Origin of the sequence: Streptomyces sp. SM10 (assembly GCF_002910915.1) — a bacterium.
GTDB lineage: Bacteria > Actinomycetota > Actinomycetes > Streptomycetales > Streptomycetaceae > Streptomyces.
Window position 1 is genome coordinate 64,902 of record NZ_NEUF01000187.1, and the last position, 20,981, is coordinate 85,882.

A 20,981-nucleotide genomic window follows, 5' to 3' on the forward strand; every position below is an offset into this window, starting at 1 on the left:
CCAACGGGCCGGCCAGGGAAAGGAATCGAGCACTATGGCCAACACCGAAACGGCACTGAAGGACGCGATGGCGTCGATCGAGGGGACGACCGGTGTCGCTCTCGTCGACTACACCAGCGGCATGGCCCTGGGCACCCTGGGCGGTGGCAAGGACTTCAACCTCGACGTCGCCGCGGCCGGCAACACCGACGTGGTCCGGGCGAAGCTCCGGACCATGGAACACCTGGGCCTCAAGGACGAGATCGAGGACATCCTGATCACGCTCGGCACCCAGTACCACCTGATCCGGCTCCTCAAGGCCCGTGGGGGCAACGGCCTGTTCCTCTACCTCGTGCTGGACGGGGCCAGGGCCAACCTGGCGATGGCCCGCCACCAGCTGAAGAAGATCGAGGCGGAACTGGAGGTCTGAGCCGGCGACCTCACCTGCGGTGACGCCGCGCCCCACCGGGTGCGGCGTCACCCGCCACGGGTCCGGTCGTCCGGTAGGCCTTCACCCGCCCGCCCGTGGGCCGTCCCCGCTCCACCCAGTCCGTGCGCACCCAGTACAGGACGTCGTCCCGCCGCTCCCGCTGCCCGAGGCGTACGGCCTTCAGCCAGAGCCCGGCCCCCGCTCCGGCCAGCACGAGCCCGCCGGCGCCCGGCAGCACGTACGCGCTCGCGACCGCCACGAGGAACGCACCGGTCGTCCACCAGCGGTGGGCGCGCCGCCGGTTCCGTACGGTGACGTACCGGTCCTGGAGGAAGTCGCCACGCCCGGCGCGCGTGGCACCCTTCGCGAGCTCCTCGTAGCGCCCCGCCCGTGCGAACGCCACGGCGGCCAGGGTCACCAGGAACAGGGCGGCCCCTGCCAGCAGCCCGATCCGGCGCCCGGCGAGCCCCGGGACGAACACCCCGACCCCCGCCGCCAGCAGCCCCGGCCACCACAGCGGTGCGGCCCCGGCCCGTACGATCACGGCCACCCTCGCCAACGACTGCGCTCCACGCCCCACGTCCGTACCCCTCTTCCCACGATTCGCTGTGGACCTTCCGGGCGCGGAGATTAACGGGCACAGATGAGCGACGTCTGAGAACGGTCGGGAGTCCGGCGTCCCGGCGCCCGGGTCAGTCGACGAACAGCCCCCGCGCTGCGGCCCTCGCGTCGAACTCCTCGAGACGGGCCTGGGCCTCGGGCAGCCCGTCGCACATGGCCTCCAGCAGCACCCGCCCCAGCAGCATCGGCGCGCACGCGGTGTCGAAGGCCAGCCCGGTGCCCACGGCGCCCGGAATCAGCAGGTCGCTGTGGGCGGCGACCGGAGCGAACGCCGAATCGGCCACGGTCACCACCGTCAGCCCCTGCTCACGCGCGTACGCCAGCGCGTCCACGACCTCCCGCGGGTGGCGGGGCAGCGCGAAGCACATCAGCGCGCTCGCGCCCGCACGCCGGGCGGCGTCGACGCGGTCGTGCAGCATGCTTCCGCCCTCGTCGAGGACCCGTACGTCCGGGTGCACCTTGGCGGCGAAGTACCCGAACCCCCGAGCCTGCGAGGATGCCGCCCGCAGTCCGAGCACGAGCAGCGGCCTGGACCCGGCGAGCAGCCGCCCCGCCCGCTCCACCGGAGCCGGGTCGGCGAGCAGGTCGGACAGCTGCCGCAGGTTCTCGATCTCCGCCCGCACCGCCTGCTGGTACTCGTTGAGCTCCTCCTCGGCGCCCCCCTCACCGGCTGACCCGGCAGGCGTGGCCTCTCTCAGGTGCTTGCGGAGCGCCGGATACCCGTCGAACCCGAGCGCCACGGCGAAGCGGGTGACGGACGGCTGGCTCACCCCGGCCAGCTCGGCCAGCTCCACGCTCGACAGGAACGGGGCGTCGGCGGCCCGCCGCACCATGGAGTGCGCGATCCGCCGCTGGGTGGGGGTGAGCCGCTGCCCCTCGAAGAGCCGCTGCAACCGCGCAGCCGGGCTGCTCCCGCTCATGCTGTCCCCTCCGGAGTTCCACCGCACCGGTCCGGTGCCGAGGAATCCATTCAGCCAGCAAGCAGTCTGCATGTCCATATACAGCCCCGGGTCCGGAGCACGCCCGGCCCGCCACACCTCGTGCGAGCGCCCGGGTCACCCCTCCGGACGTGACGGCCACCGAGCGACGCGGCCGTCACAGGTTCCACCCAGATCACGTCGCGTGATCCCGTTCCGACTGAACATCCCCTCACGGCGCGACAGGCGGCACGCACCTCTCCACGCCGCCGACGGGCAGGCAGGCGGGCAGGCGGGCAGGCGGGCAGGCGGGCAGGCGGGCGCGTGATACCGCCGCGATCAGCAGCCCAGCACATCACCAAGGTCCAGGGCGCGGACGAGTCCAACGGCGACTTCTGACCGAGCGGCCGACCGGCACCGCCCCGGAGACGCCCGGCCCACGGCCGCTCGCATTGCGGGACCGCTCCCCGCTGCGGACCCTGGGATCATGATCCCAGCCAATACGAGAGGGCAGGGCGGCATCATCGTCCGCTACGGCGACACCGATGCCGCTCACGTGCTGAGCGTCTACGCCGATCTGCGCTGCCCCTACTGCAAGCGCATGGAGCTCGGCCTCGGAGCGGTGATGGAGAGCGCCGCGGACGAGGGCGGATTCGCGATCGACCATCATTTCGCCACCTTCATCGACGACTCCGCGGGCGGCAGCGGCTCCATGGAGGCGCTCGCCGCTCTGGGAGCCGCGGCGGACGAGGGCCAGAAGCCGTTCATGCACTATCTGCGGGCGCTGTACGCCGATCAGCCCAGCGAGGACGTGGACGCCTTCTCCGACCGGGAGAACCTGCTGCGGCTGGCCGGCGAGGTCGAGGCGCTGCACAGCGACGCCTTCCGGCAGAAGGTCAGGGAGCGCACCTATCTGCCCTGGGCGGCCCAGGTGTCGGCGGCCTTCCAGTCGAGCGGTGTCCGGTCGACCCCTACGGTCCTGATCGACGGGGCCCCGGTCCCCGTCATCAACGACCTGGGGTACGCGGTCACGCCCGAGGCCTTCCTCGCCGAGGTCGCTCCCCCGTGAACGCCCCGGTCCGGACGGCGCGCGTCAGGGCTTGCGCGCGACCCCGCTGAACATGGCCACCTCGTCCGGCAGGTCCCCGCCGTCGGGCTCGGGGCGCCACCGGCTGCACGACACCACGCCGGGTTCGAGGAGCTCCAGACCGTCGAAGAACCGGGTGACGTCGCCGGGCGTGCGCTGCGTCAGCCGGGGCGTGCCGTTCTCGTTCCAGAAGGCCACGGCCGCGTCCACGTCGGGCATCGACGGGTCGGTGATCGTGTGGGAGAGGACGAGGTGGCTCCCGGACGGCAGGGCGTCCATGAGACGGCGGACGAGGCCGTACGCCTCGTCGTCCTCCTCGATGAAGATGACCACGCCCAGCAGGACCAGGGCGACCGGGCGGCTGAGATCCAGGGTCTTCGCCGCGTGCTCCAGGATCACGTCGACGTTGCGCAGGTCCTCGTCGAGGTAGTCGGTGGCACCTTCGGGCGTGCTGGTGAGCAGGGCGCGCGCGTGGGCGAGTACCAGGGGGTCGTTGTCGACGTAGACGATGCGGGATTCCGGCGCCAGCCGCTGGGCGACCTCGTGGGTGTTGTCGGCGGTCGGCAGGCCGGTGCCTATGTCGAGGAACTGGCGGATCCCCAGGTCGGCGACCAGATGGCGCACGGCGCGCCCGAGGAACAGCCGGTCGGCCCGGGCGTAGTCGCCGATGCCCGGATGCAGCGTGCGGATGTGGTCACCGGCGGCCTGGTCGACGGGGTAGTTGTCCTTGCCGCCCAGCCAGTAGTTCCAGATCCGGGCGGTGTGGGGCTGCGACGTGTTGATCCGGTCCGCCGGCTCGGGCACTGGTCCTCCTGGGTGCGGTCGGTCTCGCTGTTCGTCAACACGCAGCCTACAGAGGCCTGTTGTGTCCGTCTCGGCGGCCCGGGGCGCCGCGACGACCGCTGCCGGAGGGGGTCAGAACACGACCCGGGCCGCCATCAGCGCCGCCCGCGCACCGGGTTCACCCTCCACCTCCAGGGATCCGCACACCGGCCGCCCCGACAGGTGCCGGGCGAAGTCGACCGCGTCGGCCCGGAGGGTGGCCGCAGGGGTGCCGATGCCCAGCAGCCGACTCCCTCCCGCGGGGCCCTGGAGGTCGACCTGCACCGCGGGGCCCGTCCAGGCGAGGGCCAGGTCCAGCACGACCTGGTCCACGATCTCCCGGTCGTGGCCGTCGAGGACCGGCTGGGCGCCGACGGTGTCGCCGAGGTCCACCCGGTGCATCCAGGTGTCGCGGGCGATGAGGACGTTGCCGAGGTAGTCCATCGAGTCGTCGGGCAGCGCCCTCGCCTCCGGGTAGAGCAGGCTCAGCCGGACCTTCCGGCGGACCGCGGCCGGCATGCGGCGCAGGGCGATGAGGCCCTGGGGGGCGAAGTGGGCGAGGGCCCCGATCAGCTCGCGCCCCGGGACGGCCCGCCGGTCCTCGATCTGGGCCTCGTTGTGCCCGTCCAGCCGGCCGAGGCGGGGGTGGGTCCTCGCGGCCTGCCGGATCCGGCGTACGGCGACCCAGGGGCGTGGCAGTTCCTCGTACTGGCCGACGGTGTGGGCGAGCATGTCCCGTACCGTCCAGCCCTTGCAGGGGGTCGGGCGCCGCCAGTCCTCGTCGGAGAGCTCACGGAAGGTGGAGAGCGTCGCCCGCAGCTCGGCCTCGTTGACCAGTCGGGCCCGTGCCCCGCTCGTGCGGGGGATGGCCCGGGCGGACGCTGTTGTGGTGGCCATGGGCGCGCCTCCCGTCTCCCTGCACCCACGCTACGCCGACGGTCCACGGCCCGCCCTGCGCCGCCCGCACCGAAACAGGGGGGCTAACCCCACTGACCGGGGCGCCCCGGCTTCGTAACGTGGGCGCATGGAAGCCCGTGACCCTGAGCTCAGGCGAGAGCTCGACGCCACCCTGCAGGCCCGCGGCGATCTGGGACCGGAGTACGAGTCCGTGCTGATCGACTCGTTCCTGGAGAAGGTCGAGCAGCGGCTCGGCGGTCCGCACGACCAGCAGACGCGGCGGCAGCTCGCCGAGCAGCAGATGGCCGCCGCCCGGGGCGGTGCGCGGCGCCCAGGGCCGCACGGGACCTTCGGGGAGCGGTTCGGCTTCGGGGTCGTCTCTCTGGTCCTGGCCATCCCGCTGTCCGCGATCGGTGTCGCCAACGCCGGGATCGAGGGGCTCGTCGTGGCCTGGCTGGGGATCTTCGGCGTGAACGCCGTGCACGCCGCCCGCACGTGGCCGTGGGCCCGGAGGAAGCGGCGGAGCGCCTCCGAGTGGGAAGGCTGAGAGCGCGGGACGGCCGTCGGGAACCCGGCGCCGCACATGGGTAGTCGCGGGGACCGCCGCACCCCCGTTACCGGGGGGCGGGACGACGGCGGTCCCCGCGAGGGACGCGGTCCCGGGTCAGGGCCGGGTGTCGCGTCCTGGCGACGGTGGAGGTCCGGGAGCCGCTCCGTAGTCCGTGTCGCCGTATGTGGTGTCGGCGGGTCTCCCTGCCGACACCACATACTGTGCCGGAGCCGTGTTAAGCCGGTGCTGCGTGGACGTGTCGCGCTCGTACCGTTTTCGCGAACCCCGGAAACCTGCCCGCTACGGCTTGGGGGCGGCGTCCTTCGCGAGGAAGGCCAGCAGATCCTGCCTGCTCACGACCCCTGTCGGCTTGCCCTCGACGAGGACGATCGCCGCGTCGGCACCGTCCGCCCCACTGAGCACGGCCATCAGGTCCTCGACCGGCTCCCCGGAGCCGACCTGCGGCAGCGGGGCCGACATGTGCTTCTCCAGGGGGTCGGTCAGGGTGGCCCGCTGGGTGAACAGCGCGTCCAGGAGCTGACGCTCCACGACGGAGCCGATGACCTCGGCGGCCATGACGTCCGGGTGTCCCGCCCCCGGCTTCACGATCGGCATCTGCGAGACGCCGTACTCCCGGAGTACGTCGATGGCCTCGCCGACCGTCTCCTCGGGGTGCATGTGCACGAGTGAGGGGAGCGGGCCCTCCTTGAAGTCGAGCACCGCGCCGACCCGGGCGGAGGGGCCGGTGTCCTCCAGGAAGCCGTAGTCGGCCATCCACTCGTCGTTGAAGATCTTGCTCATGTAGCCGCGCCCGCTGTCCGGGAGCAGGACGACCACGACGTCCTCGGGGCCGAGGCCCTTCGCGACCTCCAGTGCCGCGACGACCGCCATGCCGCAGGACCCTCCGACGAGGAGGCCCTCCTCCTTGGCGAGGCGGCGGGTCATCTGGAAGGAGTCCTTGTCCGAGACCGCGACGATCTCGTCCGTGACCGTGCGGTCGTAGGCGCTCGGCCAGAAGTCCTCGCCGACGCCCTCCACGAGATACGGGCGCCCCGAACCGCCGGAGTAGACGGATCCCTCCGGGTCGGCGCCGACCACCCGCACCCGGTCCTCGCTGATCTCCTTGAGATAGCGGCCCGTGCCCGTGATGGTGCCGCCCGTGCCGACGCCCGCGACGAAGTGCGTGATCCGCCCCTCGGTCTGGTCCCAGAGCTCGGGGCCCGTGGTCTCGTAGTGCGAGCGAGGGTTGTTCGGGTTGGAGTACTGGTCGGGCTTCCAGGCCCCCGGCGTCTCACGGACCAGGCGGTCGGAGACGTTGTAGTAGGAGTCCGGGTGCTCGGGGTCGACGGCGGTCGGGCAGACGACGACCTCCGCGCCGTACGCGCGCAGCACGTTGATCTTGTCCGTGGACACCTTGTCCGGGCAGACGAAGATGCACTTGTAGCCCTTCTGCTGGGCGACGATGGCCAGGCCGACACCCGTGTTGCCACTGGTCGGCTCGACGATCGTGCCGCCGGGCTTCAGTTCGCCGCTCTGTTCGGCCGCCTCGATCATGCGCAGCGCGATGCGGTCCTTCACCGACCCGCCGGGGTTGAAGTACTCGACCTTGGCCAGGACCGTCGCCTGAATGCCTGCCGACACATTGCGCAGCCTGACCAGCGGGGTGTTGCCGACAAGACTGATCATCGAATCGTGGAATTGCACCGTGTACTCCGGGATCTCCGTGATGGTCCGCCAAGAGTATGCGTACGGGCAGGAGATTGGGCGAAGCGATTGAGCTACGCCCTCGACGGGGCAGGTAGTGCTGTGTACGGCTGTACGGCACGGAGGAGGTGGACCGGACTGTGTCGAGAGCGAGGGTGGCACGGCGGATCGCAGCGGGTGCGGCCTACGGAGGCGGCAGCGTCGGACTGATCGGCGCGGCGACCGTGGGCCTGGTACTGGCCGAGGTGCAGTTGGCGAAACGAGCCGTGGGTGGGGGCAAGGCCCCGGTCCCGCCGAGCGCGGACGGGCGGTACGGGGTGGCGTTCGCGGCTCCCGCCGACCCGTTGCGCTTCGTCCTGCTGGGCGACTCCACGGCCGCGGGCCAGGGCGTGCGCAGGGCCGGCCAGACACCGGGGGCGCTTCTGGCGTCCGGGCTGGCGGCGGTGGCCGAACGGCCGGTGGACTTCCGGAACGTGGCCCTGCCGGGCGCCCGGTCGGACGATCTGGAACGGCAGGTGTCCCTGGTGCTGGCGGACCCGGCGGGGGTGCCGGACGTCTGCGTGATCATGATCGGCGCGAACGACGTGACCCATCGCATGCCCGCCACGCAGTCGGTGCGCTGCCTGAGCACAGCCGTACGCAGACTCCGTACGGCCGGCGCGGAGGTCGCCGTGGGCACCTGTCCCGACCTGGGCACGATCGAGCCGGTCTACCAGCCGTTGCGCTGGCTGGCCCGGCGGGTGAGCCGGCAGCTGGCGGCCGCCCAGACGATCGGCGCGGTGGAACAGGGCGGCCGGACGGTCTCGCTGGGCGACCTGCTCGGGCCGGAGTTCGAGGCGAACCCCCGGGAGCTCTTCGGCCCCGACAACTACCACCCCTCGGCCGAGGGCTACGCGACCGCCGCGATGGCGATGCTCCCGACCCTGTGCGCCACCCTCGGCCTGTGGCCGGAGTCGGACCACCTGGACGGCTCGCGCCGCGAGGGCATGCTGCCGGTCGCCAAGGCGGCCTCCCGTGCCGCGCGGGAGGCGGGCACCGAGGTGACCGGGGCGCGGGCGCCCTGGGCCCTCCTCAAGCACCGCAGGCGCAGGCGTCTGCCCGCCCACACCGAGCCGGTGCCGCACGAGGACAGGGACACGGGCACGGACGGCAGGCCGTTGCCCGGGCGCGGGCCGGGGGCGACGTGGCGGCGGGCGTGAGCGCGGCGTCCCCCGGCGAGGGGAACAATGCGGGCGACTGAGCGGTTGCTTAGAAAAGAGGTCCGCATCACATCGCCTGTTGGGTGACCTCAGCTATACGTCCGGGTAACTTCCAAGGCAGCCCAGCCTTTCCTGCCTTCCAGCCCTCATGGAGCCGCGTGATGCCCGAAGCCGTGATCGTCTCTGCTGCCCGTTCGCCGATCGGCCGGGCCTTCAAGGGGTCCCTCAAGGACCTGCGCGCCGACGACCTGACCGCGACCATCATCCAGACCGCGCTGGCCAAGGTCCCGGAGCTGGACCCGAAGGACATCGACGACCTGATGCTCGGCTGCGGCCTGCCCGGCGGCGAGCAGGGCAACAACCTGGGCCGCATCATCGCCGTGCAGATGGGGATGGACCATCTCCCCGGCTGCACGGTCACCCGGTACTGCTCGTCCTCGCTCCAGACCAGCCGCATGGCGCTGCACGCCATCAAGGCCGGCGAGGGCGACGTCTTCATCTCCGCGGGCACCGAGATGGTGTCCCGTTTCGCGAAGGGCAACTCCGACAGCCTGCCGGACACCCGCAACCCGTTCTTCGCCGAGGCCGAGGCCCGTACCGCCGCCCGCGCCGAGCAGGAGGGCACGAGCTGGACCGACCCGCGCGAGGAGGGCCTCGTCCCGGACGCGTACATCTCCATGGGCCAGACCGCCGAGAACCTGGCCCGGATCAAGGGCGTCACCCGTCAGGACATGGACGAGTTCGGCGTCCGTTCGCAGAACCTCGCCGAGGAAGCCATCAAGAACGGCTTCTGGGAGCGCGAGATCACCCCGGTGACCACGCCGGACGGCACGGTCGTCTCGAAGGACGACGGCCCGCGCGCGGGCGTCACCCTGGAGGGCGTGCAGGGCCTGAAGCCGGTGTTCCGCCCCGACGGACTCGTCACCGCGGGCAACTGCTGCCCGCTCAACGACGGCGCCGCCGCGCTCGTGATCATGTCCGACACCAAGGCGCGCGAGCTGGGCCTGACCCCGCTGGCCCGCATCGTCTCGACCGGCGTCTCCGGCCTGTCCCCCGAGATCATGGGCTACGGCCCGGTCGAGGCCAGCAAGCAGGCGCTCAAGCGCGCCGGGCTGACCGTCGACGACATCGACCTGGCCGAGATCAACGAGGCGTTCGCAGCCCAGGTCATCCCGTCCTACCGGGACCTCGGCCTGCCGCTGGACAAGGTCAACGTCAACGGCGGAGCGATCGCCGTCGGCCACCCCTTCGGCATGACCGGCGCGCGCATCACCGGCACGCTGATCAACAGCCTGCAGTTCCACGACAAGCAGTTCGGCCTGGAGACGATGTGCGTGGGCGGCGGCCAGGGCATGGCCATGGTCATCGAGCGGCTGAGCTGAGTCGTAGCGGAGGGTCGGGGTCGCCCGAGGCACGAGGGCGGCACCGGCCCGCAGCGGAGGCGAGGCTCAGCGCGACCACACGCACCGAGCGGCTGAGCTGAGTCGTAGCGGAGGGTCGGGGTCGCCCGAGGCACGAGGGCGGCACCGGCCCGCAGCGGAGGCGAGGCTCAGCGCGACCACACGCACCGAGCGGCTGAGCTGAGTCGTAGCGGAGGGTCGACACCGGCCCGCCGGGCCCTGCGTGCCGGGCTCCGGGCGGGTCGGCCCTGCTGCGCGGGGGCCGTCTTGAATCGAGCCGAGCTCCGATCGTGACCGAATCTCCCCCAGGATGTGATCTGCATCCCGGGGGAGAGTCGTTTCTGCAGGTCACACCAGCCACAGGGCTAAACACCAGGCACAAAGACCTGTCCAATTCGTGACGTAATGCACTGACAGCAGGCACCAGTACAGGACAAGCTGATGTAGGAAGTCGGGGGTGTCGATTGAAACCGGGAGTATGTCAGTGAGCGCCATGCCGTTTGCCCTGTTGCTGACCACCGCCGCTGCCACGGCTGTCGGCGCCGCCGCTCTGCACGCCGCTCACGGGCTGCGCAAGCAGGTCACAGCCCTGCGCACGGAGCTGGCGGAGGGCCGGAGTCTCCACGCATCCGTGCCCGAGCAGCAGAACCGCAGCACCAGCACGCCCGTCGAGGAGATACGCGCGGCGGTCGCCGACGCACTCGCCGAGGAGCGGGAGCGCGAGCTCGCCGAGGCCCGCGCCTTCTGGGCGGCCCAGGAAGCGCGCGACGCGGCCGACGCCCCGCCCCTGCTGGGCGGGCTCGGCGATGACGCACCGTTCTTCATGCCCCGCCAGAGCGACTTCGCGGGCCTGGAGGCGATGGACATCGAAGCCGCCGACGCCATGGACGAGCTGGTGGAACTGGCCGGGCTCACCGACCTCCCCGAGGTCGCGGAGTTCCCCGAGGACTCCCCCGAGCTGGCGGCGGCTCGCCGCCGCCACCCGTCACACCCGGACTTCATCCCGGTGCAGACACCGGTTGTCACCGACCATGAGCGTACCGTGAACCGGCTCGAGCGGCTCGCCGATACCGGCACCGAACTGACCGACGTGCGCCCCGGCCCCCTGGGGACGCTCGACGTGTACGTCTTCGCCGACGGCACCACGCTCTGCATGACGCCCGGCCACCGGGAGACCGCGGAGCGGCTCGCCGACTCGCTGCGCTCCGGTGAGCAGCCGGTGTTGCTGGGAGGTTCCGGGGTCTCCGGTGCCTACGCGCTGACGTTCTCCTGCGGCGCGGAGAACGTCTACATCCTCGCCGACCGCGTCATCGCCTCGTTCTGACCCCGGTCAGCGCGGCCCGGGCCCGAACGCCCGCGCCGCCGCCCCCTCGACACACCGCACGGCCTCGTCCAGCTCCTGGGGCGAGGCCGTTTCCATTGCCGCGGCCAGGTCCCGGCCCGCGACCGCGAGCTGGTCTCCGACGGCGAATATCCCGGCGTCCGGCATGATCCTCGGCTCCCGGTCCGGCTCCTCGGCGCGCTGGGCCCGGGCGGACAGCTCCCTGGCCGTCGCCAGCGCCTCCGCGGCCACGCCCTGCTGGAGCCGGCTCTGCGGGGCGCTCCGCAGCCGGTCGGCGAATCGGTCCACGGCGGTGGTCAAGGGCGTCGTATCGAGCACGCCGTGACCCTACGCGCCCCCACCGGATGGTTGCCAACGGGCCGTTGCTCGGGCACGGTGTCGGGAAGGAACCAGCAACGCGTACTGCGTCGGAGGCGCCGATGTCTCAAGTCTTCTCCGAAGAAACCCATCGCAACCTGCTCTCCCGGATCCCTCACACCACCGGTCGCGACATCGCCGACTGGCTCCGCACCGTCGACGAAGGCCCCTCCCTCCTCCGCTTCGAGGAGAAGGTGAGCTGGCTGCGGGGCGAACACGACCTCACCTACGGCCACGCCAAGGCGATCATCCACGAGTACGACCTGAGACGGGCCGCGCGGAAGCTCCTCTGACGCCGCACCGCTCCCCGCGACGCCGAACGGCCCGCAGGCCAGTGCCTGCGGGCCGTTCGGCGTCGTCGCGCCTACGGGGTCAGTCGTCCCCGTTGAGGATGGAGAGCAGACGCAGCATCTCCAGGTAGATCCACACCAGCGTCAGGGTGAGGCCGAAGGCCGCCAGCCAGGACTCCTCGCGCGGTGCGCCGTAGTTGATGCCGTCCTCGACCTGCTTGAAGTCCAGGGCCAGGAAGCACGCACCGAGGATGATGCCGATGACCCCGAAGAGGATGCCGAGGCCGCCACTGCGGAAGCCGAGGCCGTCACCGCCGCCGAACACGCTGAACAGCAGGTTGACCATCATCAGGAGCACGAAGCCCATGGCCGCGGCCATCACGAAGCCGTAGAAACGGCGGGTGACGCGGATCCAGCGCATCTTGTACGCGATGAGGACACCGGCGAAGACACACATGGTGCCCATCACCGCCTGCATCACCGTGCCGGGGCTGATGTAGGTGCTGACCGTGCTGGAGATCACCCCGAGGAAGACACCCTCGAAGGCCGCGTACGCGAGGATCAGCGCGGGCGACGCCTTGCGCTTGAAGGACTGGATGATCGCGAAGACGAACGCCACCAGGGCGGCGCCGATGCCGATGCCGTACGACTTGCCGAGGTTCGCCTCGTCGACGGGCAGCAGGGCCCAGGAGAGCGCGGCGGTGAGCACCACGGTGCCCAGCGTCATCGCCGTGCGCGTGACGACGTCGTCGATCGTCATCGCGCCGGAGCGCACCGGCGCCTGCGGGGCGCCGTACTGGGTGTCCTGCTGGGCGTAGGGGTTCGTGGCGTACGGGTTGGCGGCGGTGCCCTGCGCGTACGGGTTGGCACCCGCTGCGGGGGCCCCGGCCTGCGGCGCCGCGTTGAAGCCCGCGTAGCCGTTGTCGCGGCTGAACCCCCGTCGCGAGAAGACCGGGTTGCTGCTCCTCATTTCACTCCTCCATGGCCACCGTGCGCAGCCTTGCGTCAAGAGTAATGGGTAGGCAAAACAATGACCCTACTGCCCGAGGAGGATCTTTGCGAGAAGTCTCATCCCCGGGTCACACCGGATCCACGCATGACCTGCGGAGATCCGGGCACGGCGTCAGGCCGTGCAGCCGATCTCCTTCTTGGCCGAGGGGACGAAGGCCAGGGCGAACCTCTCCGTGTCGGCCCGGCGCCGTCCCACGTCTCCCTGCGCCTTCTCTCCGACGGAGATGTACACGACAGGGTGATCGGCCTCGGGCGCCGCGCACCGGGCGCTGATCATGACGTTCCTGTCGCCCATCGCGCCAGCGCCGTCGAAGGGCAGGGGGACCATCGCCATCGCCCTGCGGTTCGTGAACCTGAAACTGTCGAGCTCGCCCATCGGATCGTCGAACGTGTCCACCTTCTCGACCTGGGCGTCCACGGACGGGTAGTCATCCACCCCGACGGAACAGATGCTGGTCGACGTCGCCAGCAGGCCGCCCCTCACGTCGAGCTTCTCGCCGTCCTGAAGCAAGGGAGACAGCTCCTCCTCACCGACGGGAACGCCGCGCAGATCCTTGGGCAGTGCGTACTCCCTGCTCCCGCCACTGCAACCCGTGGCAAGCAGGGCGAGACCGCAGAGCGCCGCCGGAGCGGCCGTTCGGGACGGTTTCCTCATCACTGGCCTCCCGCCACGCCTGCGGCCCTCTTGTCGCCGTCACTGGCGACTGCACCGATGGTCGAGTACACCCCGTGGTCCATATCGGCCTCTTCACCTACCAACGGGGCGTGGTCGCACGCTGCCCTCTCGCCACACCGCCGCGGTCACCGAACGTGACGGGACGCCGACTGCGGCCGATCGCCTCGCGGGCCGGCGGCCCGGACGGGTTCACTGGACCGCGGACCGTCGCTCGGAGCACTCACGCAGGCACACACGGTCTCGGCGCCCGAGCGGTGAGTGCCCGGAGCCGGACTCGAACCGGCACGCCCCCGAGGAGGCAGCGAGGTTTAAGCTCGCCGTGTCTGCATTCCACCACCCGGGCGTGGGCGCGCGGCTCCGCGTTTGACAAAGACCCTATCCGTGGGCATCGCTCGAACAGCGGAACATCAACTCGATGTTGTCTTATTTTATTGATCGTGTGAGGGTCCGTCAGACACCGCACACCGCATCAGCACACGCCCGGACCGGCCGATGGGGACGAACCCCGGCAAACGGGAATGACGGAAACTCGCCGCACCCGTACGGCCCCCACGCCATGGGGCGCGCCACCGCTCGCCAGGGCCCCGCCACCTCACCCCTCGACGGTGTCGTTGACGCACCGCGGAACCGGCCTCGTCCCCAGCGCCCCGGGGTCCTCCAGCACCGCGCCCGTGACATGGAAGACGGCGCTCTCGCCGGGCAGCAGGGTGACGAGCATGTCGTCCACCTCGGCCACCGGATCCAGTCGGTCGGGGAAGAGCGCGAGATCCCGCAGCAGCGTCCCGGCCGTCACCGTGACGCGTAGCCGATCCCCGATCCGTCACCCTGTGTGACTGTGGTGTCGTAGTGCGCCGGAGGTAGTGCGACGCGGGTGTCCTCCTCGTAGAACTCGACCGTGCGCAGTTCCCGCTGACCGCGCTGAGCAGGGACATTCCCGCGTACGGGAGCCACGCGGCCCGGACCCTGCTGGGGGTGGTCGCCGACGGATCGGCTCCCGGTTTCGAGGACACAGCCGCCCGCCCGGTGCCCCGCGGATCGGCCGCCCCGCCGCGCTGAGGCACCGGCGGAACTCGGGGTCGGTCTCCTACCTCAGGACTACGCGGCCACCCGGCGGGTGCGACTCAAGAGGGCCATGGGAACGGGCACGGGGGCTGACGACCCGGCGCGTCCCAGCGGTGAGGATGGAGGGGTCCCCGCGAACGAACCGCTCGAACCAGGAGTACCCCTGTGACCACCACCACCGCCCACCGCACCACCGCGGTCGCCGCACGGGCCACGGAGCTGTCGAAGGTCTACGGCCAGGGTGAGACCCAGGTGGTCGCCCTGGACCGGGTGACCGTGGACTTCCCGCAGGGCGAATTCACCGCGATCATGGGCCCCTCGGGCTCCGGCAAGTCCACCCTGATGCACTGCGTCGCCGGCCTCGACAGCTTCAGCAGCGGCTCGGTGCGCATCGGCGACACCGAGCTCGGGAGCCTCAAGGACAAGCAGCTCACCCAACTGCGCCGGGACAAGATCGGCTTCATCTTCCAGGCGTTCAACCTGCTGCCCACGCTGACCGCCCTGGAGAACATCACGCTGCCCATGGACATCGCCGGGCGTAAGCCCGATGCCGCCTGGCTCCAGCGCGTCATCGAGATGGTCGGCCTCTCGGACCGGCTGAAGCACCGGCCCACCGAGCTCTCCGGCGGCCAGCAGCAGCGCGTCGCGGTCGCCCGCGCCCTGGCCTCGCAGCCGGAGATCATCTTCGGTGACGAGCCGACCGGCAACCTCGACTCCCGCTCCGGCGCCGAGGTGCTCGGCTTCCTGCGCAACTCGGTGCGCGAGCTCGGCCAGACCGTGGTGATGGTGACCCACGACCCCGTGGCCGCCTCCTACGCGGACCGCGTGGTCTTCCTCGCGGACGGCGCGGTCGTCGACCAGATGCTGCACCCCACCGCCGACGGGGTCCTCGACCGGATGAAGGCGTTCGACGCGAAGGGCCGCACCAGCTGACGCGACGGCTGCTGTCCCCTCCCCTCCGTAACCCGAACTCCCCCAGGAACTGACGACATGCTCCGTACCGCCGTGCGCAATGTGCTTGCGCACAAGGCCAGGCTGCTGATGACCGTGCTCGCCGTGATGCTCGGCGTGGCCTTCGTCTCCGGCACCCTGGTCTTCACCGACACCCTCGGCAACGCCTTCCGCAACCAGTCCGCCAAGAGCTACGACAAGGTCGCCGTCGCCGTCACGACCTGGGCCGAACGCGGCGACGACGAGACCGCAGCCGTCGACGCGGCGACACTCGACAGGATCCGCGACCTCGACGGCGTGGCGGAGGCCACCGGGCGGGTCTCCGGCTTCGCGGGCGTCGCCGACCCGGACGGCAAGCTCATCGGCAACGGCTGGTCCAACACCGGTTCCAACTTCTCCCCCGGCACCGGCGGCAAGGACGCGCAGTACACCTTCACCGACGGCACGGGCCCGGTCGAGGCCGGACAGATCGCCCTCGACAGGACCACGGCGGACAAGGGCGAGTACCGCGTCGGAGAGAAGGTGCGGGTCGCCACGAACGGGCCGGTGAAGGAGTACACCCTCTCCGGCGTCTTCACCACCGAGGACGGCGCCGTGAACGCGGGCGGCAGCCTCGTCCTCTTCGACACCGCCGTGGCCCAGCAGCTCTACCTGCGGCCCGGCGAGTTCAAGGACGTCACCGTGACCGCGGCGGCCGGTGCGTCCGACCAGCGGCTGCTGGACGCCGTGAAGCCGCTCCTGCCCGAGGGCGCCGAGGCCAAGACCGGCGCGGCCCTCGCGGACGAGGAGGCCGAGATGACCGAGTCGGGCCTCAAGAGCCTCAACTCCATGCTGCTCGCCTTCGCGGCCATCGCGCTCTTCGTCGGCGTGTTCCTGATCGCCAACACGTTCACCATGCTCATCGCCCAGCGCACCAAGGAACTCGCCCTGATGCGCGCCGTCGGCGCCTCCCGCCGACAGGTCAAGCGAGCCATCCTGCTGGAGGCCGGTGTGGTCGGCCTGACCGCCTCGGTGATCGGCTTCGCGCTCGGCGTCGCTCTCGCCACGGGGCTGCGTTCCGCGATGGGCATGTTCGGCGGGAAGATTCCTGCCGGACCGCTGGTCGTCTCCCCCACCGCGGTCGCCTCGGCCTTCGCCGTCGGCGTGCTGATCACCGTGTTCGCCGCCTGGCTGCCCGCCCGTCGCGCCGCCAAGATCCCGCCGGTGGCCGCGATGAGCAGCGTGCACGCGGTGGCCACCACCAAGTCCCTGGTCGTACGGAACTCGATCGGCTGGGTGCTCACGCTCCTCGGGTCCGCCCTGATCGTGGCGGGCGCCGCTCAGGGCGACGAGAACGGCCGGTGGCTCATCGGCGGAGGCGCCTTCCTGACCCTGACCGGTGTCATCGTGCTCATCCCGCTGCTCTCGCGGCCGGTGATCGCGCTGGCAGGTCCGCTGCTGCGGAAGCTGTTCGGCGTCTCCGGCAAGCTGGCCGCCCAGAACGCGGTCCGCAATCCGCGCCGCACCGGAGCGACCGCCTCCGCCCTCGCGATCGGGCTCACCCTGGTCACCGGCATCTCCGTGCTCGGCGTCACGCTCGGCCAGGCCATCGACAAGATGACGACGGACAACATCCGCGCCGACTACATGGTCTCGATGGCCAGCGGTGAAGCGCTCGACGAGTCGGCCCTCACTGCCCTGCGCAAGGCCGACGGGGTCGCCGCGGCCACCCCTCAGCGCGCCGTCTGGCTCACCGTCGGGAAGGAGGGCGTCTCGGCCTCGGGAGTCACCCCCGGAGACGTCGAGAAGACCTTCGACCTGAAGACGGTCTCCGGCTCGCTCTCCTCGCTGGTCGACGGCGAGATCGCCGTCGACCGCAAGACCGCGAAGTCGCACGGCTGGAAGACCGGCGACAGCGTGCCCGTGACCTACCAGGACGACAAGAAGCAGACCCTGAAGGTCGGCGCGCTCTACGAGGGCAACGAGTTCCTCTCCCCGGTCCTGATCCCCGAGGACCTCGTCGCTCCGCACGAGAGCATCTCGGACATTCGCGAGGTCTGGCTGACCATGGACGGCGGCCAGAGCGACGCCAACGAGAAGGCCGTGGTCGACGCGCTCGGTGACAACCCGGCGATGAGCGTCATGGACCGCCAGGGCATCCGGGACATGTTCGGCGGATTCATCAACACGGCGCTGAACATCATGTACGCGCTGCTGGCGATGGCCCTGGTCATCGCGGTCCTCGGGGTCGTCAACACGCTGGCCATGTCGGTCTTCGAGCGTCAGCAGGAGATCGGGATGCTGCGGGCGATCGGCCTGGACCGGCGCAGGGTCAAGCGCATGATCCGGCTGGAGGCCGTCGTCATCTCGCTCTTCGGAGCGGTGGTCGGTGTGGGCCTGGGGACGTTCCTCGGCTGGGCCATCGGGAAGAGCCTGTCCGCCTCCATCCCCGGCTACGCCCTGGTCATCCCGTGGGACCGGCTCGCGCTCTTCCTGGTGCTCGCCGGCCTGGTGGGTGTGCTGGCCTCCCTGTGGCCGGCCCGCAGCGGCGCGAGGCTGAACATGCTGACCGCGATCAAGACGGAGTAGGCGCACGCGGTGAGGGCCGGTACCCGTCGTACGGGTACCGGCCCTTCTCCGTTCCCGTCTCCGGTCCCGGTCAGCTCTTCTCCGACGCCGTCCAGTCACGGGCCCGCAGGGGCATGCCGGACGGGCCGCCCTCCTGCGGACGCACCGCGAGGATCTGGTTGACGCCGATCTTGTTGTGCTCGAAGGAGAGCGCGGAGGCGGCCATGTAGAGCCGCCACACCCTGGCCCGTCCGGGCGAGGTCGCCCGGACGGCCTCCTTCCAGTTCTCCTCCAGATTGGCCACCCAGCGGCGCAGGGTCAGCGCGTAGTGCTCGCGGATCGCCTCGACGTCGCGGGCCTCGAATCCGGCCTCCTCCAGAGTGGCGACGGTGCCTCCCACCGGGGCGAGTTCGCCGTCGGGGAAGACGTAGGCGTCGATGAACTCGTCGACGTGGTACGCGGACTCGTCCCGCTCCGGGCGGCGGGCGATCTGGTGGTTGAGCAGCCGGCCGCCGGGTTCGAGCAGGGCGTAGAGGTCGTCGGCGTACTCACGGAAGCGGACCGAGCCGACGTGCTCGGCCATGCCGATCGAGGAGATGGCGTCGTACGGGCCGTCCCTGACGTCACGGTAGTCCTGGACCCGGATCTCGATCCGGTCGGTGAGGCCCTCCTCGGCGATGCGCTTGCGGGCGAAGGCGGCCTGTTCGGTGGAGAGGGTCACCCCGGTGACCCGGGCGCCGTACTCACGGGCGGCGTGGATGGCCATGGAGCCCCATCCGCAGCCGACGTCGAGGAGGCGGTCTCCCTCCTGGAGGGCGAGCTTGCGGCAGACGAGGTCGAGCTTGTCGCGCTGGGCCTCCTCGAGGGTGGAGCCGTCCTGCCAGTAGGCGCAGGAGTACACCATGGACGGGCCGAGGACCATGGCGTAGAAGTCGTTGCCCACGTCGTAGTGGTGGCTGATGGCTTCCTTGTCGCGGCGCTTGGTGTGCAGCGCTCCGGTGCGGCGGCGGATCTCCTCCGGGGGCGGGGGCGGCGGTGGCCACGGCCCGGCGATCTCCACGAGGCCACGGGCGAAGGCCCGCACCTTCGGGTCGCGGACGGGGTGGACGGTGTCCTTCGCGTCGGCGCCGCGCTCCCAGAGCAGCGCGGCCACGGCGTCCAGGGCCGCGTACAGATCACCGTCGACGTCGATCTCGCCTGCCACCCAGGCGCGGGCCAGCCCCAGCTCGCCCGGCTTCCAGAGCAGCCGGCGCAGGGCGCGGCGGTGGCGCAGCACGAGGGTGGGGGCACCCGGCGGCCCGGATTCACTGCCGTCCCAGGCCCGGATCCGGACCGGCAGGGGTTCTCCCAGCAACTCTTCGGCGAGAGCGGTCAGCCGCGATGCGGCGTCGGCCATGGTGCACACCTCCGTGGTGGTGTTTCCGAACGTGCCTAAATTCGCATATACGCATCCGAACCGGGCCGCGACACCTCGGGCCGCGGCGAGGTACAGCAGCGTCAACGCCGCCCGGCGGCCGGGCCATCCCGCTCGCGGGCAACGGAACGGCAAAATACCTGCAATAGCCATCTAGTTATCGGCGTCCAGGAACGCCGAAGGGGCCGTCCGCACCACGGATGGCGGACGACCCCTTCGGTGACGTACGGGCGCTAGGAGGCCTTGGCCTTCTCGCCGGCCTTGCTCGCGTCGCCGTCGGCCTTGGCCGCGACCGGAGCGGGGCTCGGCTTGGCGGCCTCGTAGAACTCCTCGCGCGGAGTCTCCATGGCGCCGAGCGAGACGACCTCGCGCTTGAGGAACATCGCCAGCGTCCAGTCGGCGAAGATCCGGATCTTGCGGTTCCAGGTCGGCATGGCCATGCCGTGGTAGCCGCGGTGCATGTACCAGGCGAGACGGCCCTTGACCTTGATCTTCACCTTGCCCATGACGATCATCGCGACGCCCTTGTGCAGGCCGAGTCCGGCGACCGCACCCTTGTTGGCGTGGCTGTACTCCTTCTGCGGGAAGCCCCGCATGCCGGAGATGACGTTGTCACCGAGGACCTTCGCCTGACGCAGCGCGTGCTGGGCGTTCGGCGGGCACCAGGCGTTCGGGTTGCCCGCACGGCGGCCGACCATGTCCGGGACCTGGGCGTTGTCGCCCGCGGCCCAGATGTAGTCGGTGCCCTGCACCTGGAGCTTCTCGGAGGTGTCCACGTGACCACGCGGGCCGAGCGGCAGGCCGAAGCGGGCCAGCGCCGGGTTCGGCTTCACGCCGGCCGTCCACACGATCGTGCTGGAGTCGACCTCGAGGCCGTTCTTCAGCACCACGTGGCCGTCGACACAGGAGTCCATGGACGTCGAGAGGTAGACCTCGACACCGCGGCTCTCCAGGTGCTCCTTGCCGTACGCGCCCAGCTTCGGGCCGACCTCGGGAAGGATCTTGTCGGCGGCGTCGACCAGGACGAAGCGCATGTCCTCGCGCTTGACGCTCGTGTAGTACTTCGCCGCGTCGCGGGCCATGTCCTCGACCTCGCCGATGGTCTCCGCGCCGGCGAAGCCGCCGCCCACGAAGACGAACGTCAGCGCCTTGCGGCGGACGTCCTCATCGGTCGTCGAGTCGGCCTTGTCCAGCTGCTCGAGGACGTGGTTGCGCAGACCGATGGACTCCTCGATGCCCTTCATGCCGATGCCCTGCTCGGCGAGGCCGGGGATCGGGAAGGTGCGGGAGACCGCGCCCATCGCGATGACCAGGTAGTCGAAGGGCAGCTCGTAGGCCTCGCCGACGAGCGGCGCGACCGTGGCGACCTTGCGGTCCTGATCGATGGTCGTGACACGGCCGGTGAGAACCTCTGCCTTGGGCAGCACGCGTCGCAGCGGGACGACGACATGCCGAGGCGAGATGCTGCCGGCAGCAGCTTCGGGGAGGAAGGGCTGGTACGTCATGTACGAGCGCGGGTCGACGACCGTGACGGTCGCCTCTCCATACCGCATCTTCTTCAGAATGCGACGAGCTGCGTACAGGCCTACGTACCCACCGCCTACAACGAGGATCCTGGGACGCTCCGTGGTGCTCATGCCATCGAGTATCCACCCCCCTCGGGGGGCATGCTCGTGAGCCCCTTCACAAGGTATGCGCCACCCTCTGCTACACTTCGCCGCCCAC

21 protein-coding genes and 1 tRNA gene are annotated in these 20,981 nt (G+C 70.8%); 9 read left to right on the forward strand and 13 right to left on the reverse strand.

The window, feature by feature from the left end; translation table 11 throughout:
* The first annotated feature begins 34 nt into the window (after positions 1-34).
* Complete coding sequence (locus B9S57_RS32770) at positions 35-409, forward strand: hypothetical protein (RefSeq protein WP_103760795.1); 375 nt, start codon at positions 35-37, stop codon at positions 407-409.
* A gap of 10 nt (positions 410-419) precedes the next feature.
* Here the strand turns inward: B9S57_RS32770 and B9S57_RS32775 are convergent, their stop codons facing one another.
* Positions 420-959 carry a hypothetical protein gene (locus tag B9S57_RS32775; RefSeq protein ID WP_103760796.1) on the reverse strand — a complete coding sequence of 180 codons (540 nt, stop codon included), beginning with the start codon at positions 957-959 and terminating at the stop codon, positions 420-422.
* A 142-nt stretch (positions 960-1,101) separates the two neighbouring features.
* Entirely contained in the window at positions 1,102-1,950 is an 849-nt protein-coding gene (locus tag B9S57_RS32780) for a MurR/RpiR family transcriptional regulator (RefSeq protein ID WP_103760797.1), read from the reverse strand.
* A 484-nt stretch (positions 1,951-2,434) separates the two neighbouring features.
* On the opposite strand from B9S57_RS32780, the gene B9S57_RS32785 reads away from it, so the two are divergent.
* On the forward strand, positions 2,435-3,016 hold the full coding sequence (locus tag B9S57_RS32785; protein WP_103760798.1) for a thioredoxin domain-containing protein: 582 nt from the start codon (positions 2,435-2,437) through the stop codon (positions 3,014-3,016).
* Positions 3,017-3,040: 24 nt separating this feature from the next.
* Here the strand turns inward: B9S57_RS32785 and B9S57_RS32790 are convergent, their stop codons facing one another.
* Together B9S57_RS32790 and B9S57_RS32795 are read right to left on the reverse strand one after the other, a co-directional pair.
* Positions 3,041-3,838, reverse strand: a complete 798-nt coding sequence (locus B9S57_RS32790) for an SAM-dependent methyltransferase (RefSeq protein WP_103760799.1) — start codon at positions 3,836-3,838, stop codon at positions 3,041-3,043.
* Between the two features lie 111 nt (positions 3,839-3,949).
* Positions 3,950-4,753, reverse strand: coding sequence for a maleylpyruvate isomerase family mycothiol-dependent enzyme (locus B9S57_RS32795; protein ID WP_103760800.1), 804 nt, complete (start codon positions 4,751-4,753; stop codon positions 3,950-3,952).
* Positions 4,754-4,880: 127 nt separating this feature from the next.
* On the opposite strand from B9S57_RS32795, the gene B9S57_RS32800 reads away from it, so the two are divergent.
* Positions 4,881-5,300: a hypothetical protein gene (locus B9S57_RS32800; RefSeq protein WP_103760801.1), complete on the forward strand. Its 420-nt coding sequence runs from the start codon at positions 4,881-4,883 to the stop codon at positions 5,298-5,300.
* 303 nt (positions 5,301-5,603) lie between these two features.
* Here B9S57_RS32800 and B9S57_RS32805 read toward each other — a convergent pair whose 3' ends face one another.
* A complete protein-coding gene (locus tag B9S57_RS32805; protein ID WP_103760802.1) occupies positions 5,604-7,007 on the reverse strand; it encodes a cystathionine beta-synthase in 1,404 nt (467 codons plus the stop codon).
* 155 nt (positions 7,008-7,162) lie between these two features.
* Between B9S57_RS32805 and B9S57_RS32810 the strand changes: the two genes are divergently transcribed.
* The 3 genes from B9S57_RS32810 to B9S57_RS32820 all read left to right on the forward strand — a co-directional run bounded on the left by B9S57_RS32810 (position 7,163) and on the right by B9S57_RS32820 (position 10,930).
* Positions 7,163-8,206 (forward strand): SGNH/GDSL hydrolase family protein, encoded by a 1,044-nt coding sequence (locus B9S57_RS32810; RefSeq protein WP_258036740.1) that lies wholly within the window; start codon positions 7,163-7,165, stop codon positions 8,204-8,206.
* A 161-nt stretch (positions 8,207-8,367) separates the two neighbouring features.
* Positions 8,368-9,588 (forward strand): acetyl-CoA C-acetyltransferase, encoded by a 1,221-nt coding sequence (locus tag B9S57_RS32815; protein WP_103760803.1) that lies wholly within the window; start codon positions 8,368-8,370, stop codon positions 9,586-9,588.
* Between the two features lie 511 nt (positions 9,589-10,099).
* On the forward strand, positions 10,100-10,930 hold the full coding sequence (locus B9S57_RS32820; protein WP_258036738.1) for a hypothetical protein: 831 nt from the start codon (positions 10,100-10,102) through the stop codon (positions 10,928-10,930).
* Between the two features lie 6 nt (positions 10,931-10,936).
* On the opposite strand, the gene B9S57_RS32825 is transcribed toward B9S57_RS32820, so the two are convergent.
* Positions 10,937-11,266: a hypothetical protein gene (locus B9S57_RS32825; protein ID WP_103760805.1), complete on the reverse strand. Its 330-nt coding sequence runs from the start codon at positions 11,264-11,266 to the stop codon at positions 10,937-10,939.
* A gap of 101 nt (positions 11,267-11,367) precedes the next feature.
* Between B9S57_RS32825 and B9S57_RS32830 the strand changes: the two genes are divergently transcribed.
* Positions 11,368-11,598: a DUF4287 domain-containing protein gene (locus B9S57_RS32830; RefSeq protein ID WP_103760806.1), complete on the forward strand. Its 231-nt coding sequence runs from the start codon at positions 11,368-11,370 to the stop codon at positions 11,596-11,598.
* A gap of 79 nt (positions 11,599-11,677) precedes the next feature.
* On the opposite strand, the gene B9S57_RS32835 is transcribed toward B9S57_RS32830, so the two are convergent.
* The 5 genes from B9S57_RS32835 to B9S57_RS36575 all read right to left on the reverse strand — a co-directional run bounded on the left by B9S57_RS32835 (position 11,678) and on the right by B9S57_RS36575 (position 14,233).
* The gene (locus tag B9S57_RS32835) at positions 11,678-12,565 is read right to left on the reverse strand and encodes a Bax inhibitor-1/YccA family protein (RefSeq protein WP_103760807.1); all 888 of its coding nucleotides are present in this window, start codon (positions 12,563-12,565) and stop codon (positions 11,678-11,680) included.
* 153 nt (positions 12,566-12,718) lie between these two features.
* The gene (locus B9S57_RS32840; protein ID WP_103760808.1) at positions 12,719-13,261 is read right to left on the reverse strand and encodes a hypothetical protein; all 543 of its coding nucleotides are present in this window, start codon (positions 13,259-13,261) and stop codon (positions 12,719-12,721) included.
* Between the two features lie 280 nt (positions 13,262-13,541).
* Positions 13,542-13,625, reverse strand: a tRNA-Leu gene (locus B9S57_RS32845).
* 249 nt (positions 13,626-13,874) lie between these two features.
* Complete coding sequence (locus B9S57_RS36570; RefSeq protein ID WP_374936001.1) at positions 13,875-14,075, reverse strand: hypothetical protein; 201 nt, start codon at positions 14,073-14,075, stop codon at positions 13,875-13,877.
* Positions 14,072-14,233: a hypothetical protein gene (locus B9S57_RS36575; protein WP_374936002.1), complete on the reverse strand. Its 162-nt coding sequence runs from the start codon at positions 14,231-14,233 to the stop codon at positions 14,072-14,074. The genes B9S57_RS36570 and B9S57_RS36575 overlap by 4 nt, the downstream gene beginning before the upstream one ends.
* A gap of 276 nt (positions 14,234-14,509) precedes the next feature.
* On the opposite strand from B9S57_RS36575, the gene B9S57_RS32860 reads away from it, so the two are divergent.
* Positions 14,510-15,277, forward strand: a complete 768-nt coding sequence (locus B9S57_RS32860; RefSeq protein WP_103760809.1) for an ABC transporter ATP-binding protein — start codon at positions 14,510-14,512, stop codon at positions 15,275-15,277.
* 57 nt (positions 15,278-15,334) lie between these two features.
* Entirely contained in the window at positions 15,335-17,863 is a 2,529-nt protein-coding gene (locus B9S57_RS32865; RefSeq protein ID WP_103760810.1) for an ABC transporter permease, read from the forward strand.
* Between the two features lie 70 nt (positions 17,864-17,933).
* Here the strand turns inward: B9S57_RS32865 and B9S57_RS32870 are convergent, their stop codons facing one another.
* The gene (locus tag B9S57_RS32870; RefSeq protein ID WP_103760811.1) at positions 17,934-19,238 is read right to left on the reverse strand and encodes a cyclopropane-fatty-acyl-phospholipid synthase family protein; all 1,305 of its coding nucleotides are present in this window, start codon (positions 19,236-19,238) and stop codon (positions 17,934-17,936) included.
* Between the two features lie 251 nt (positions 19,239-19,489).
* Positions 19,490-20,893, reverse strand: a complete 1,404-nt coding sequence (locus tag B9S57_RS32875; protein WP_103760812.1) for an NAD(P)/FAD-dependent oxidoreductase — start codon at positions 20,891-20,893, stop codon at positions 19,490-19,492.
* Between the last annotated feature and the right edge of the window lie 88 nt (positions 20,894-20,981).

What these genes read in the sequence shown, in the direction of transcription:
- B9S57_RS32835 (WP_103760807.1), bottom strand. Translation starts at nt 12,565, where the DNA reads ATGAGGAGCAGCAACCCGGTCTTCTCGCGACGGGGGTTCAGCCGCGAC.
- B9S57_RS32865 (WP_103760810.1), top strand. Translation starts at nt 15,335, where the DNA reads ATGCTCCGTACCGCCGTGCGCAATGTGCTTGCGCACAAGGCCAGGCTG.
- B9S57_RS32820 (WP_258036738.1), top strand. Translation starts at nt 10,100, where the DNA reads ATGCCGTTTGCCCTGTTGCTGACCACCGCCGCTGCCACGGCTGTCGGC.
- B9S57_RS32770 (WP_103760795.1), top strand. Translation starts at nt 35, where the DNA reads ATGGCCAACACCGAAACGGCACTGAAGGACGCGATGGCGTCGATCGAG.
- B9S57_RS32870 (WP_103760811.1), bottom strand. Translation starts at nt 19,238, where the DNA reads ATGGCCGACGCCGCATCGCGGCTGACCGCTCTCGCCGAAGAGTTGCTG.
- B9S57_RS32840 (WP_103760808.1), bottom strand. Translation starts at nt 13,261, where the DNA reads ATGAGGAAACCGTCCCGAACGGCCGCTCCGGCGGCGCTCTGCGGTCTC.
- B9S57_RS32875 (WP_103760812.1), bottom strand. Translation starts at nt 20,893, where the DNA reads ATGAGCACCACGGAGCGTCCCAGGATCCTCGTTGTAGGCGGTGGGTAC.
- B9S57_RS32800 (WP_103760801.1), top strand. Translation starts at nt 4,881, where the DNA reads ATGGAAGCCCGTGACCCTGAGCTCAGGCGAGAGCTCGACGCCACCCTG.
- B9S57_RS32785 (WP_103760798.1), top strand. Translation starts at nt 2,435, where the DNA reads ATGATCCCAGCCAATACGAGAGGGCAGGGCGGCATCATCGTCCGCTAC.
- B9S57_RS32780 (WP_103760797.1), bottom strand. Translation starts at nt 1,950, where the DNA reads ATGAGCGGGAGCAGCCCGGCTGCGCGGTTGCAGCGGCTCTTCGAGGGG.
- B9S57_RS32815 (WP_103760803.1), top strand. Translation starts at nt 8,368, where the DNA reads ATGCCCGAAGCCGTGATCGTCTCTGCTGCCCGTTCGCCGATCGGCCGG.
- B9S57_RS32830 (WP_103760806.1), top strand. Translation starts at nt 11,368, where the DNA reads ATGTCTCAAGTCTTCTCCGAAGAAACCCATCGCAACCTGCTCTCCCGG.
- B9S57_RS32795 (WP_103760800.1), bottom strand. Translation starts at nt 4,753, where the DNA reads ATGGCCACCACAACAGCGTCCGCCCGGGCCATCCCCCGCACGAGCGGG.